At 30.3% G+C, this 14,625-nt stretch carries 14 protein-coding genes and 2 tRNA genes; 7 read left to right on the top strand and 9 right to left on the bottom strand.

The features are described 5' to 3' along the window. Nucleotides 1-4: 4 nt before the first annotated feature. The 5 genes from H0I27_RS03170 to H0I27_RS03190 all read right to left on the bottom strand — a co-directional run bounded on the left by H0I27_RS03170 (nt 5) and on the right by H0I27_RS03190 (nt 5,260). Nucleotides 5-727 carry a porin family protein gene (locus H0I27_RS03170; protein WP_254713134.1) on the bottom strand — a complete coding sequence of 241 codons (723 nt, stop codon included), beginning with the start codon at nt 725-727 and terminating at the stop codon, nt 5-7. Further along, on the bottom strand, nt 727-1,458 hold the full coding sequence (ubiE, locus tag H0I27_RS03175; protein WP_218732468.1) for a bifunctional demethylmenaquinone methyltransferase/2-methoxy-6-polyprenyl-1,4-benzoquinol methylase UbiE: 732 nt from the start codon (nt 1,456-1,458) through the stop codon (nt 727-729). Before ubiE ends, H0I27_RS03170 begins: the two co-directional genes overlap by 1 nt. Before the next feature lie 66 nt (nt 1,459-1,524). Continuing rightward, entirely contained in the window at nt 1,525-2,430 is a 906-nt protein-coding gene (locus H0I27_RS03180; RefSeq protein ID WP_218732469.1) for a NifU family protein, read from the bottom strand. Nucleotides 2,431-2,562: 132 nt separating this feature from the next. Beyond that, on the bottom strand, nt 2,563-3,948 hold the full coding sequence (locus H0I27_RS03185; RefSeq protein WP_218732470.1) for an OmpP1/FadL family transporter: 1,386 nt from the start codon (nt 3,946-3,948) through the stop codon (nt 2,563-2,565). A 43-nt stretch (nt 3,949-3,991) separates the two neighbouring features. Beyond that, a complete protein-coding gene (locus H0I27_RS03190; protein ID WP_218732471.1) occupies nt 3,992-5,260 on the bottom strand; it encodes a hypothetical protein in 1,269 nt (422 codons plus the stop codon). A gap of 155 nt (nt 5,261-5,415) precedes the next feature. Here H0I27_RS03190 and proS point away from each other — a divergent pair, with 155 nt between their 5' ends. From proS to rpsT (H0I27_RS03215), 5 genes are all read left to right on the top strand, one after another. Then, nucleotides 5,416-6,894, top strand: a complete 1,479-nt coding sequence (gene proS, locus H0I27_RS03195) for a proline--tRNA ligase (protein WP_165733746.1) — start codon at nt 5,416-5,418, stop codon at nt 6,892-6,894. Nucleotides 6,895-6,989: 95 nt separating this feature from the next. Further along, nucleotides 6,990-7,061, top strand: a tRNA-Glu gene (locus H0I27_RS03200). Nucleotides 7,062-7,095: 34 nt separating this feature from the next. Then, entirely contained in the window at nt 7,096-7,347 is a 252-nt protein-coding gene (rpsT, locus tag H0I27_RS03205; protein WP_165733745.1) for a 30S ribosomal protein S20, read from the top strand. 358 nt (nt 7,348-7,705) lie between these two features. After that, nucleotides 7,706-7,777 (top strand) — tRNA-Glu (locus H0I27_RS03210). A 36-nt stretch (nt 7,778-7,813) separates the two neighbouring features. Beyond that, nucleotides 7,814-8,065, top strand: a complete 252-nt coding sequence (gene rpsT / locus H0I27_RS03215) for a 30S ribosomal protein S20 (RefSeq protein ID WP_068449447.1) — start codon at nt 7,814-7,816, stop codon at nt 8,063-8,065. A 253-nt stretch (nt 8,066-8,318) separates the two neighbouring features. Here the strand turns inward: rpsT (H0I27_RS03215) and H0I27_RS03220 are convergent, their stop codons facing one another. After that, complete coding sequence (locus H0I27_RS03220; protein WP_218732472.1) at nt 8,319-9,179, bottom strand: hypothetical protein; 861 nt, start codon at nt 9,177-9,179, stop codon at nt 8,319-8,321. 7 nt (nt 9,180-9,186) lie between these two features. Then, nucleotides 9,187-10,383: an Ig-like domain-containing protein gene (locus H0I27_RS03225; protein WP_218732473.1), complete on the bottom strand. Its 1,197-nt coding sequence runs from the start codon at nt 10,381-10,383 to the stop codon at nt 9,187-9,189. Between the two features lie 353 nt (nt 10,384-10,736). Here H0I27_RS03225 and H0I27_RS03230 point away from each other — a divergent pair, with 353 nt between their 5' ends. After that, nucleotides 10,737-10,934 carry a hypothetical protein gene (locus H0I27_RS03230; protein WP_218732474.1) on the top strand — a complete coding sequence of 66 codons (198 nt, stop codon included), beginning with the start codon at nt 10,737-10,739 and terminating at the stop codon, nt 10,932-10,934. Nucleotides 10,935-11,290: 356 nt separating this feature from the next. Next, nucleotides 11,291-11,437, top strand: coding sequence for a hypothetical protein (locus H0I27_RS03235; RefSeq protein WP_218732475.1), 147 nt, complete (start codon nt 11,291-11,293; stop codon nt 11,435-11,437). Nucleotides 11,438-11,636: 199 nt separating this feature from the next. Here the strand turns inward: H0I27_RS03235 and H0I27_RS03240 are convergent, their stop codons facing one another. Further along, entirely contained in the window at nt 11,637-13,277 is a 1,641-nt protein-coding gene (locus H0I27_RS03240) for a CRTAC1 family protein (protein WP_218732476.1), read from the bottom strand. Beyond that, the gene (locus H0I27_RS03245) at nt 13,274-13,945 is read right to left on the bottom strand and encodes a DUF6796 family protein (RefSeq protein ID WP_218732477.1); all 672 of its coding nucleotides are present in this window, start codon (nt 13,943-13,945) and stop codon (nt 13,274-13,276) included. Before H0I27_RS03245 ends, H0I27_RS03240 begins: the two co-directional genes overlap by 4 nt. Nucleotides 13,946-14,625: the final 680 nt, after the last annotated feature.

Raw genomic sequence — 14,625 nt, forward strand, 5'->3', positions numbered from 1 at the left:
ATCTTTATTCAAAAGATAATGTTAAAAATATACCACGAGTTGCTAAATAGTTTATTGGAGATGTATATGGACTAGTTCCTCCAAAGGAACTGGCGTTATCTTCTACTAACTCGCTAGGTAAAGCGAAAATACCACGTATTGAAGGAGAAAATTTAAAGTAGTATAAGTAAATATCTATACCAACTCCAACTTCATACATGTAATTATGAGTAGTTGTTCTAAATTGACCTTGTTCATTATCATCACCTTGTTCATTACTAGAAAAATTATAGTTGTAAGAAACTCCGCCTAATACATAAGGTCTAATATTTTTATATCTGTCCGTGCTAAATTTAAAAATTAACGGAACATGTAAATATGTGGAATTTACCTCTCTAACCTCATCCGCTAGAGGGTAGTTAAGGTCTGTATTACCAAAAGTTATATTTTTCGTATTTGTCATTAAACCTGGTTCTAAACGTAGGTTTACATTTTTATGTAAACGTAAATCTGCTATTAGACCTACATTGAACCCAATAGAAGGGTCGATTTTTATACTTGTGCCTTCGATAGGAGTACTGTTATTGAAGCTGTATTTAAAATCATTCTGATTTAAACCAAGGTAAAAACCATAATGTATTTTTCTTTGATCAAAAGTAGGTAGGTATTCCACTTTTTCTCTCTGCGCAAAAAAAGCGATAGAAGTTAAAAGGAAAAAACTGAATATTATAAATTTCTTACTCATCATTATTTACTTGCAGTATAAATTGTAGCAACTCCAAAAGTTACTGGTGTATCTTCTGTATGTCTAAACCCATTTTTTTGTAAAATATTGTTGAAAGCTTCTCCAAAAGGAAAAGAATTTGCAGATTCTGATAAATATGAATAGGCAACTTTATCTTTAGAAAATAATTTACCAACAACAGGTAAAAATAAATTAGTATATAATTTGTAACCTTGTTTAAAAGGGAATTTTGTTGGGTTAGAAGTTTCTAGAATAACCAAAACACCGGTTGGTTTTAAAACCCTAACAATCTCTTTAATTCCTTTATCTAAATTAGCAAAATTACGAACGCCAAAAGAAACTGTAATCGCATCAAAAGTATTGTCTGCAAATGGCATTTCTTCAGAATCACCAACAACCATTTCTATTTTATCAGAAAGGTTCGCTTTTGCAATTTTTTGTTTTCCTACTTCTAACATTCCTTCAGAAATATCTAAACCTACAATTCTATCTGGGTTTAAAGCAGCCATCATTATGGCTAAATCTCCTGTACCTGTAGCAATGTCTAAAATTTGTTTCGGATTGTTTTGTCCAACAATTTTTACTACTTTTTTACGCCATTTAACATCAATTCCTAAAGAAATTACTCTGTTTAAGCCATCGTAGTTTTCAGAGATATTATCAAACATTTGAGCAACTTGCTCTTTTTTGCCAAGTTTAGAATCTTTGTAAGGGTTTATTTTTTCTGCTGACATTATTTTTTCTTTAAGCTTTTGGCACTATGCTTTAAGAGTTTTTAAAGCATAGTGCGTATTGCAAGTTTATCCGTTAATTGCTACTACTTCGTTAATCTGATTTGGTAACATTTCTTTTAATAAGCTTTCTATTCCGTTTTTTAAAGTAGCGGTAGAAGAAGGGCAACCACTACAGGCTCCTTGTAAAACTACACGTACTATTTTGTTTTCTTCATCATAAGAACGGAAAGCAATATTACCACCATCACTTGCAACTGCAGGCTTAATATATTCATCTAAAATATCTGAAATTTGTGCAGGAATTCCTTCTAATGCTACTTGTGGTTCAGGTATTTTGTTTTCTGATGTTGATTTTTCTTCGGTAGGTAGTTCTTTAATAATCGTTTTTCCAGAAACTAAATATTCACGAATAAAAGTTCTTACTTCTGCATAAACATCATTCCATTCTACCATATCGTATTTGGTAACGGAAACATAATTATCAGAAATAAATACTTCCTTTACAAATGGGAAATTAAAAATTGCTTGTGCTAGGGGAGATGATTTGCTAGCTTCATCTATATTTTTATACTCAACATCTGTTTGTGTTAAAGATTTACTACTTCCAAATTTCATTACAGATGGGTTTGGAGTTGCTTCTGCATAAACCTCTATAGCTTCTTTTTTAGAAGTTGGAGATTCATTTACAACAACGTCATTGTCATTTAAATACGCTTCAATTTGTTCTTTAACTTCTTCTTGTACGTCTATCCATTCTAAAATGTCATAGCGTTGTACAGCAATAAAATTTGCGGTAATAAAAATCTTTTTTACAAAAGGTAAGTAGAATAACTCTTGCGCTAAAGGTGAGTTTTTAGCTTCATCTATATTATTATACTCATAACTTCCTCCATTGATTAAAATTTGATTAGTGTTAAATTTTATAATGGTATTATTTGTCGTTTCTTGAACTGTTATTTTTACGTCTTGCATGGTGCTAAATATTGATTTGCAAAATTAAGGGAAAAAAGGGAGATAGAATTGTTTTTGATATGTTAAATAAAAATCCGCTTGCGGATACTAGTTGTATCTACAAGCGGATTTTTTATAAGATGTTGTTATCGTTTACAAATTAAAACTAATCGATGCTGTAATTGTTTTATTGTCTATTTTTAATTCTGATGGATTTACTACAGTATTAAGGTTTGAGTATAAATTATAAACACCAGTTCTATTATTATCGCTAAAAGAAAAGTCTAATTTCATATTCCCAAAGTTGTAACCTGCACCTAAAGAATATCCTTTTAAATTATCTGAGGCTATAGATGATTTGCTAGGATCTTGCTCAAATTTATAACCACCTCTTAAACTAAATCTATCCATACGCCATTCTGTACCAATATTAAGAGAATGTGTGTTTCTTAAGTCGTTTTCAAAAAACTCATTTTCAACATTAAAATCACCGTTGGATAATTTTATGTTTTTATAATTTTTGTTGATGTAGTCTAAACTAATTAAACCATCTTTCCCAAAAATAAAAGCGGCACTTGCGGTTATTTTACTTGGTGTTTTTAATTTATAAGATATAAATTGACGAGGATTGTTTTCAGAAAAGGAGTAAACTTCATCCGGGAAAAAAGCTGTTTCTCCAATATCAATATTACTGTCTTGGTTGTAATTTGTGTCTTGTAAGATTTCGGTATACCAAGTTGGTGTTTGGTAAGCTAAACCAAATCTGAAGTTTTGATTGGCTTTATAAATAAATCCTGCGTTTGCAGAGAAACCTGTTCCTGTTGTAAGGTTTTCTTGATATAATTCTACGTCAAGGATATTGCCGTCTTCATCACTATTTAACTCTGTTAAAACAGATTGTTGTGTGAAGTTTAAATCATAAAAATTAAGTCCTAAACCTACATGTAGTTTGTTTCGATGAACTGATGAGAAAGCGATGTTTAACTCTGTTGTTTCTCCGTTGTAATTTGTGTCGTAAAGTTGACCATCTGTGAAATTGTATATGGTACCTGGATTACGAGGGTTTGTGTCAAATCTAGTAACAGCTTCATTTCCTTGTGCAGAAAAACTGTCTTCAAAATCGTTAGTAATTCTATAGTTAAAACCAATTGCAAATTTATTCCAGTCAGATTTGTAAGCACTGTCAAAAACTAATACAGCACCTGCGTGAGAAAGGTTGAAATATTTATTATCAGTTGTTGTCTTTCTTCTATCGTTAAAGTTAGCGTCTCCAAATTTTGCAGAAATATCTGTATTTCTAGAATTTATAGTTCCTGTAAAATAGCTATTTGTAAATACAGAAATACCGGCAGGGTTAACACTCATTGCAGAAACATCTCCTCCTAATGCTCCAAAAGCGCCGCTCATTGCTGTAAATCGGGCAGAGCCATTATCATCATTCTTAGAAAATAAAACTCCCAAATCTTGGTATCTTAAAGATTGAGAATAAGACGTAACTGTTGCTGCGAATAAGAAAGCTATCGTTATAATTTTTTTCATACTAGTATTTGTTTGTTACCTTTTAAAGATTGTAAAACTTTTCTTACCCTCTTCTTCTAGATGAGGATGAAGAAGATCTACTAGAGCTACTACTTCTGGTAGAAGAACTTCTAGTTGGTGTGCTTCTTGTAGATGAAGACCTAGATGGAGTACTTCTTGTAGATGATGAACTAGTTGAAGACGAACTTCTTGTAGATGGTGTATATGTATTGTTACTTCTACTAGAAGTATTGGTTCTACTTCTAGTTGATGTATTTCTTGTAGAATTTGAGCTTCTAGTTGTTGCAGCTCTGCTAGTATTTCTATTTGTTGATGAATTAGAACTTCTAGTAGTAGAAGGTGTTGATGCTCTTCTTACAACTACAACTTGCCTATTGTTTCTACTATTTGTATTGTTATTTACGCTTGCGCTATTATTTCTTCTTGTTGTTGTAGATCGACTTCTAGTCCCGCTGCTTCTTGTGCTACTACTTCTTGTTCCGCTGCTTCGTGTAGAAGTACTACTTCTAGTACTTCTTGTAGGAGTTGTGCTTCTTTTTGTTGTTGTACTAGTTCTTCTGCTTGTAGTGTTTGTAGGTCGTCTATTTACGGTACTACTTCTTCGACTTGTTGTATTTCTGTTTCTAGAATTAATGGTACTACTTCTTCTATATGTACTATTGTTAGTTGTTCTTCTTCTGTAAGTATTGTTTCTGTAGGTATTATTAGTGTACCTATTATTGTAATTTCTGTATCTGTTAGTATAACCATAATGATAAGGTTGGTAATAATAAGGAGAATAAAAACCTATATTCCAAGCATAATAATTATGGTAAGGATGCCAATAAGGATTATGATTCCAAGCATATCCTCTATAATTCCAGTTTCTATAACCCCAAGTATCGTAGTAATTATAACCGTAATAATTATTCCAATATGGACTTTCAATTACATTTATATTTACAGCTACATCGTTGTTGCTGTTTTGCCCCCAAGGTTGGTTAGATTTATAGTTTAATGTTTCATCTATATCGGCTTCATCAATATAAATGGTATCTGCAGAATTGTAGTTGTCAACATCAGTAAAAACATCGTTATTATCTACATTTTCTAAACTATTTAATTTGTTTAAAAAATAATTATCATTGTAATCATCATATTCATCTTGGTCAACATAAATTACATTTCTATTTTCATTATTTGCTGTATCGCTACCATAAATACCATCATTATTATACGCACTTTGGTAAGTACCGCAAGAAACCAATACTAAACTAGTTGTTAGTATAGTTAATAGTTGGCTTAGGTTAAGATTTGTATATTTTAGTTTCATAATGAATATATTTAGATGAATACTTATTTTATTAATTAAATGTAGTTAAAACTCTTTAATTTATAGTAGTTTTGTGTTGTTTTCGTATATTATAACTAATTTTTAACAAACATTTACACAATAAAGGTTACAATATTTGTGCCAAACTTTTGATTATGAGTAAACATTTAACAAAAAGAGCCGACGATTATTCTAAGTGGTATAACGAGTTAGTAGTGAAAGCGGATTTAGCTGAAAACTCTGCCGTTAGAGGTTGTATGGTTATTAAACCTTATGGTTATGCCATCTGGGAAAAAATGCAAGCAGAACTAGATAGAATGTTTAAAGAAACTGGGCATGAAAATGCTTATTTTCCTTTACTTGTGCCTAAAAGTCTATTTGAAGCAGAAGAAAAAAATGCAGAAGGTTTTGCTAAAGAGTGTGCTGTTGTTACACATTATCGTTTACAAAACGACCCTGAAAATCCAGGTAAATTAAGAGTAGACCCAGAAGCTAAATTAGAAGAAGAGTTAGTGGTAAGACCAACTTCTGAAGCAATTATATGGAATACTTATAAAGGGTGGATTGAATCTTATAGAGATTTACCTTTACTTATAAATCAATGGGCAAATGTAGTTCGTTGGGAAATGCGTACACGTTTGTTTTTACGTACAGCAGAATTTTTATGGCAAGAAGGGCATACTGCTCATGCAACAGAAGCAGAAGCTATAACAGAATCTAAGCAGATGCAAGATGTTTATGCTGAGTTTGCAGAAAACTTTATGGCTATGCCAGTGGTAAAAGGTGTAAAATCTGATAGCGAACGTTTTGCTGGAGCAGTAGATACCTATACTATTGAGGCTTTAATGCAAGACGGAAAAGCTTTACAAGCAGGAACAAGTCATTTCTTAGGTCAGAATTTTGCAAAGGCATTTGATGTGAAGTTTACTTCTAAAGAAGGAAAACAAGAACATGTTTGGGCTACTTCTTGGGGAGTTTCTACACGTTTAATTGGTGGGTTAATTATGACACATTCCGATGATTTAGGTTTGGTATTACCTCCTAAATTAGCGCCTATTCAAGTTGTAATTGTTCCAATTTACAAAGGAGATGATCAATTAGAGGCTATTTCCGAAAAAATGAATGTAATTGTAAAAGAATTACGTTCAAAAGGAATTTCTGTAAAGTTTGATACTAGAGATACATATAGACCAGGAGCTAAGTTTGCTGAATACGAATTAAAAGGAGTGCCTGTAAGAATTGCAATAGGAAATAGAGATTTAGAAAATGGTACTTTAGAGATTGCTAGAAGAGATACTTTAGAAAAACAAATCGTAGCACAAGATGATGCTGTTTCTTTTATTGAGAACCTTTTAGAAGAGATACAAGAGAACTTGTTTAATAAGGCAATCGACTTTAGAAAAGAACATACAACTGTAGTAGACGATTTTAAAGAGTTTAAAAAAGCGATTAAAAATACTGGTGGTTTTGTATCTGCCCATTGGGATGGTACAGAGGAAACAGAAGATAGAATAAAAGAATATACCAAGGCTACAATTAGATGTATACCTAATGATGCTAAGGAAGAGGCTGGTGTTTGTGTTTTAACAGGAAAACCGTCTTCTAAACGAGTTCTTTTTGCAAAAGCATATTAATTTAGAAAAAAAATCATTTTTTTTTCTAAAACTATTGTGAGAATTAAAAAACATTGTATATTTGCAGCCGCAATTAGGATATACTTAATTGTTCTGGTCCGTTCGTCTAGGGGTTAGGACGCATGGTTTTCATCCATGTAACACGGGTTCGATTCCCGTACGGACTACAATGTTTTATTAAAAAAAACAAATTAAAGTATTATGGCAAATCACAAGTCAGCATTAAAGAGAATTAGAAGTAACGAAGCTAAAAGGTTACGTAATAAATATCAGCATAAAACTACTCGTAATGCTGTAAGAGATTTACGTGTTGTAGAAGATAAAAAAGATGCTGAAGAGAAATTAGTCAAAGTTATTTCTATGTTAGATAAATTAGCGAAAACTAATATTATCCATAAAAATAAAGCGGCTAACTTAAAATCTAAATTAACAAAGCACGTAGCTGCATTGTAAGATTTACGCCTAAAAACATTTAAAACTCTGAATATTATTATTCAGAGTTTTTTTTTGCCCTTATTTTAAGTTTTAATATTTATCTATCTAATTTTTTCGGAAAATGCTGTGTAGGTTTTCTTTAATATCTACTACTCGTATGATATTTATTTAAAATTCATAATTTTCTTATTTTCTGAAAAAGTAGAAATGTAATTTAGTTGATTGATAATAAGGGAGTTATTTCGTGTTTGATTTGTGTTAGTTCGATGTTGATCAGTTATTTTATAAAAAAAATGTATATTTTATAAAATTTACTTGCAGGAATTAAAAAACATTGTATATTTGCAGCCGCAATTAATGCATTGTTAATTGTTATGGTCCGTTCGTCTAGGGGTTAGGACGCATGGTTTTCATCCATGTAACACGGGTTCGATTCCCGTACGGACTACAAGTTTTAATATAAAAAACTAATAAATTAAGTATTATGGCAAATCATCAGTCAGCATTAAAGAGAATTAGAAGTAACGAAGCTAAAAGGTTACGTAACAAATATCAGCATAAAACTACACGTAATGCTGTAAGAGATTTACGTGCTGCAGAAGATAAAACAGATGCAGAAACAAAATTAGGTAAAGTTATTTCTATGTTAGATAAGTTAGCTAAGAATAACATTATCCATAAAAATAAAGCTGCTAATTTAAAATCTAAATTAACAAAGCAGGTTGCTGCATTGTAAGGTTTTAAAAGCATATAAAATTTAAAAGCTCTGAATGAAAATTCAGAGCTTTTTTTTGTTCTAAATTTAAATAATTATTTTGTTCTAGCTTAAAGGTGGTTTTTAACTTTAGTATAAGGAGAGATCTGTAAGTTTAAGGTGTATAATTTATCTTCTAAGGGCTTTTTATTCTTTCATGAGAAACATTCAACAAAAAAAAGAGGAATCATTTCTGATTCCTCTTTTTCATGTACTAACTTTATATGATGTAGAATTATTTTATATCTAAGAATATTCCTCCAGAAAAAGAAGGGCTTGCTGCTATTATTTTACCAGAAAAAGCAGAGTCGAAGCCTAGTGAAACACCTAGTTTCTTAGTAATATAGTAAGCCGTTTCAAAACCAAAACTACTGTATTCAATATCGTTTGCAAAAATACTTCCATTACTATTGGTAGCATTTAATGATCCATTTTTTAAAGATTTTACAACATTTAACCTTGTAATTAACCAAAGCTTATTGTTTATTAAGTTGATTCCTGCTTCTAAGCCAGTCCTAAATTCATCAGAAAAACCTTCACTTCTATTGTTGTAACCTAAATAAGATTTTAAATAAACAGGTTTGTCTTTATAAGATGTGGAGTAACCTAGAGATGATGATAGAATTTGATTAAATTCTCCATCTCCGTTTTGAAAACTACCATCGCTACCACCATTATTATCACCTGTTGGTAATCCTAATGTAAGTTTTATATCTGCAGCCCAATTTCCCCTTTTGTATAAACCATACCTAAAACCAAAATCTACATCTCCAAAAGAATTTACTGTTTCTCCTTGGCTAATAGTTCCTCCTGTAGTGCCTGAAATTTGATTATTTTGAGAAGAGCTAGCAAAGAATGGTACGTATGCAATAACATCAAATTTATTACTTAGCCCATATTCGGCATAGATACTAGTGTTAAACAAAGTTCTAGTTCTATTAGGGTCTTTTGCTCCAGTATCTGTATAATGCTCATCATACTGTAATTGCCAACCTGCAAGTTTGTAATACCCTTTTCCTTTTCCTTTAGTCCATTGTGCAAAACTAATGTTACTTGCTAATACTATTAAAACGAATGTAATTATATGTTTTTTCATGTTTCTTTTATTTAGTTTCTCCATTTCCTACGTCTACACCAAATGGTTTACACCAATATAATAAATGTGTAAAATCATTAATACCTGTGTTTTTTATAATATATGTGTGGGCTCCTTCAAACACAGTAACTTTTTGTATTTCTTTAGCATTTGCAACTGTATTTATATTATTTGTAAAGTATAAGTATAAACCAGGTAGTCTGTCTGATGCTTTGTAGTTTTCGTCAATTGTTAACTCTAAATCATTTGTGTTTGGTATTTCTTTTAAAGTAAAATCACCTCTAAGTTCATAACTGCTTGATGTTTTTAAAGTTCCTGTTTTTTCTTGAGTGGTGTTGCCAATAACAATTACTGTATCTTGGGTTGTTAGCGTGTTATTAGAAGAGTTTACTGTTGCTGTAACTACAGCTTCTCCCGGTGCAATTGCGGTTATTAAGCCCGTATTAGAAACTGTTAATACGTTTGTGTTAGAACTTTGCCAAGTAATAGTAATGTTCTCTGTTTCTCCACTACTGTTTGTGTATGTTGTGGTATATTGGTGGGTATTGTTAATGTTTAAGTCTTCTATTGGGTTGTTAATACTTATACGTTCGTCAATAGTTACTACCGTTACTGTATCTTCCGTGTTAATTATATTTCCGTCTGCTGTTGTGGTACTTGCTGTAATGGTTGCTAAACCTTCACTAATAGCTGTAATTAAGCCTTCGCTAGAAACCGTAATAATAGAGGAGTTAGAGCTATTCCAAGATACTTTTAAATCGTCTATCTCTCCCAGTTCATTTGTAAAAGTTGTAGTGTATTGGTGTGTTTTAGAGATGATTATATCTTCAATAACATTATCTATTGTTAGTTTTTTATCAACAGCTATAACTTCTATATTGTTTTCGTTTGTAATAATACTTCCACTTTCAGTTGTTACAGAAGCTGTAATTACAGATGTTCCTATAGATAGTGCTTTAAGTAAGCCTGTATTAGAAACAGATATAATGTCCGCATTGCTGCTGTTCCAATTAATTTTAGGAGTTGTTATTTCTCCTATATTATTAGTGTATTTTGTGTTGTATAGATGCGTGTTTTTTATACCAAGTTCTGTAATGGTGTTGTTAAAACTTAATATTTCTGGTTGATTATCTGCGATAATATCATCTTCAATACAGCTATTAAAAATGAGTGAAAGGAATAGAATAAATTGTAAAGATCTCATTGGTGTTATTTTAAAAATTCTAAAAATTTTGTCGTAGAAAAAAGCAATTGTTTACAATATTTATTATAATAGTTAACTTTTTTTTAAGAAAATCCTTAAAATTAAGGAAACTCGTATAAAAACTATAAAATGAAAAATTTAATTTGATATTAAATTAGTGAGAAACTTAAAAGGAACTTTTCATTTTAAAAGATAAAAAATGTTTCAAAAAGTTTTAATCCTAGAAGATTTAGATGTAATTAATAGAGGAATTAAAATCAGGAGAAGAGTTAATAAATAAAATTAGGAAAGAGTTTTTAGATTTAAAGATTATAGTTTTTTCTGTTAAAGATAAACCTGATAAAATTCAGCACTTGTATAAGAAACTAAAGATAGATGGATATGTTTGGAAGAATAGAAAAGAACTAAGGAACGCTATGCACGCAATTTTTACTACAAATCAGTTTTATATTTCGCCAGAATTAAATACTACGGTTCTTCCAAAGAAAGTTCTAGAGATTACCGATTTTGATGCTTTTTTTTTAGCTTCACTTTCTATGGAATCTCTGTAAGAAGAAATAAGTAAAAGGCTGAAAAAAGCTTTTTATCCCTCTAGTATAAGTGCTATATAAAAAAGATTAAAATTTTTAAAGGAACATTTTAATGCAAGTAATCCAACGCATTTGGTTGCTATTGCTAAAGATTTTGGGTTAGTGTATTCAGTGTGAATTAATACTCCTTTTATATCATAAATTTCCACTTTAGTATTTTCTGAAAAAGTAGATTTTTCGCTATATTTTGTTGCTTGGTTTAGTAGGTAAATTACCAAATAAAAATCGAATAGAAATAACTTAGATAATAGGCTAAGACTAGCAATAAATTAGATACAGTTTAAATCTGTTTCTTAATTTTTAATAACATTATTTTTATGAATATTAAACTTGTAAAAATGGATAATGAAATAAAACACATTGGTATGCCTGTAGAAGTCTTTGGGCATTGTGCAATTTCTAATAGTTGTGTTGTTGTGCCGTATAAAGCAATAGAAAAAGCAAGTCCTGTTCCTATAAAATAGATATACTTATTCCATTTTAAAAGGTGTGCGAATAAAGGTATTATAAAGCAACCCATTATAATATAACAAGCCGGTATGTTAAATATTTTAGGGCAAATAGATTCGTTTATATATTCATTGTAAACTAAACTACTTGCACCTAAAATACTTAAAACAAAAATCAGTATTAAAATAATATGTAATACTTTTTTAAGTTTCATTACTCTTGAGTTAAATCAGTTACTGTAGCCGTTTCTGAAATTTTAGGAATTGTTAATAGTGAATTTATTTTAGGGTTTTGGAAGGTATATTCTTTTCCGCTAATATATTTTACACTAACACTTTTTATAGCATCTTTTCCTAAACCAAAATGTAAAGTGGCAGATTGATCACTAGTTAACCCTTCTCCAACTATAAAATCTTCGGTTATTTTTTTACCGCTTGATGTTATTACTTCAACTTTTGCTCCTAAATTTTCAGCATTATCATCTAATTTTACTTTAATAAAATTATTATCACCTCCATCGTTAATGTATGCTAAAACGGGTGTTCCTATGTTTACCCAAATCATGTCTAAATAGCCATCTTTATTAAAGTCACTTACCAAAGGAGTAATTGCATAATTAGGGTTTACAACACCACTTTTTTCTTCTGTAGCAACAAAAGTGTGGTCTTCTTTTTGGGTTAAAAATCTACTTGGTAATTTAAATATTTTATGTGGTGGAAAATCAATGTAGTTTTCTGCCACAATTAGTTCTTGTAAGCCATCGTTGTTCATATCTGCAAATACTGCTCCCCATGAAAATTCAAAATCTTTAGTTTGCGTTTTTTCGGCTACATCTTCAAACACGAAATTTCCTTTGTTTTCGAAAAATATCCAATTAGGATTAAAAAGACTTTTGTCTTCAATATTTCCACTAGCAACAAAACTAGGAACTGTAGATCCTGTATTTGAAAACATAAAATCTACTAAGCCATCATTATTATAATCTCCCACAGCTATTCCCATTGGGTATCCATATTTATTGGTAGATGGGTTTTCTTTCATTTCAAAAGTTCCATCTCCTTTGTTTTTGTAAGTTCTAATTTCGCCTGTATCATAAGCAATCACAAGATCCAGCCAAGTATCGTTATCAATATCAATCAAAATCCCCATAAAAGTATTATGAATGTATTCTAAACCAGCTTCAATAGTTGTGTTTTTAAAGGTATTGTCTCCATTATTGATTAGTAAAAGACTTTGAGGACCATAATTTTTGCTAAAATTATTCTGCCCAACCATTTGTTTTTTTCTAATGTAATTAGCAACAAAAATATCGGTAAAACCATCTTTATTTACATCACCTAAAGTTAAACCTAATGGTGTTGCGTTGTCAGCCAAATCATATTCTAACTTCTTTGGTGTAAATTTTCCGTTGTTATTATAATAAATTACAATGCCATCTTCTCTAGAAAGAATTAAGTCAGTAAAACCATTGTTGTCAAAATCGGTGGAAGCTCCACTTAAAGTTGTCTTATTTTCTTTCTTAGGAAGTCCTACTTCTTCTGATATAGAAATAAATTTCCCTTCCTTATAACTAAAAATTTCATCTTGCTGATTGTATCCTCCTCCTAAAAATAATTCATCAACACCATCATTATCAATATCAATTAATACAGATGCGGTAACAGGTAAAGATTCAGTTCCGTTAAATTGATGTGTAAAATCGATGGGAATTTCCTTGAATGTAGGAATTAAATTGTCTGCTATTGCATTGTTGTATGGATTATTTCTATCAGTGCTAAATTTAACAGCTACAATAATTACTAATAATACTATTAGTGTTAATATAATCCCTGCAATTCTTTTTATTATTTTCATATTGATAATTGGTTGATTTTTTTGAGTTGATATAATGATAAACTAAATACAATAAAATGAACAACATTCATTGCTATTGGTGCTATGTATTTTCCTATTTGTGGAGAAATAAAGTACAATGTAAATACAGAAATTAATAAAACGATAGGGTTAAAAATAGCCATCCATTTCTTATAATAGGTTCCTCCTTTTAGTATTGTAATACTAAAAAATACAGAAAGTAAAAGAATGATTACTCTTAATATCTGAACAAGAGATTCACTAATTAAGGTGTAATTGTCTAATATTTCTTGATAAATATTAGTATCAATATCATTTTGAAGATGAACAATTGTTCCTAAAAAAGCTCTAGAAGTAATCCAAAAACCGCCGATTGTAAAAGCTAAAATACCTAATCCAAAAACGATAGAAGCTAGTTTTTTATTCCCTTTTTCTAGCATTTTATAAATATGATAATAGCCTAAAAAATAAAAAGGAACACCAAGTACAGCTAAAAAATGCCCTGTTATCAAACTATTTTTTTGTACAAATTGGAAAAACTGATAGTTGTCTGCATTACCAATAATATGTGGACTAAAATGAAGAAGAAACTCTCCAATACCAACAAGAACACTTCCTAATATTCCAAGAATTCCTGTTATAAATATTTTATTTTTATCTAATAGCATTTATTTCACGTAATTTTTAATTCTATAACTTACCTCGTTAGGATAGTAATTTAAGGTTTTTTTCTTTAATACATATTGAATATCAATTGTATCCGTACAATTTTGCTATTTTATTCGAATATTTCTTTGATATAGTCATCTGTCGATCAAGTTGACAATAACTAACAAAATAATCTTAACATTATTTTAAGAAGGTGGTGAAGCAGACTGTTTTTGTGTTATAAAGTGCAACTTACTGTAATGTTTAATTTTTTACATTGATAAGAATGGTAGTCTTCAATACCTATTCAACCACCATTTTAGAGTACTTTTAGTTTGAAAACTTCCTTTATCTAATTCTTTCAGCATGGTAGTCATTTTTTTTTGGTCTTGTAACCATTTTCCGAATGCTTCTTTTCCTCCTTTACGTTTACAATATCCGCAGCCCCATTGCTCGTTAGAGGTTACAATTTGTATAAAATGATTTCCTCTAGAAGGGCAATTTGCAACCCAACTATTTTTATTAAAACCAGAAGGGATTGGGTTTAATTGGTGTTGTTTTAATAATGAAATTAATGGTGTAATTTTTTGAGTGACTTTTTCTTTTTCAGTTGATTTTGATTTTTTTATATCAACTATAATTTGCTGAAACTCTTGTTGAGTAAAAATAACACTGTCTCTTCATGTAGGGAATCCATCGT

The sequence above is a fragment of the Polaribacter sp. HaHaR_3_91 genome (assembly GCF_019278525.1).
In the GTDB taxonomy this organism is placed as follows: domain Bacteria; phylum Bacteroidota; class Bacteroidia; order Flavobacteriales; family Flavobacteriaceae; genus Polaribacter.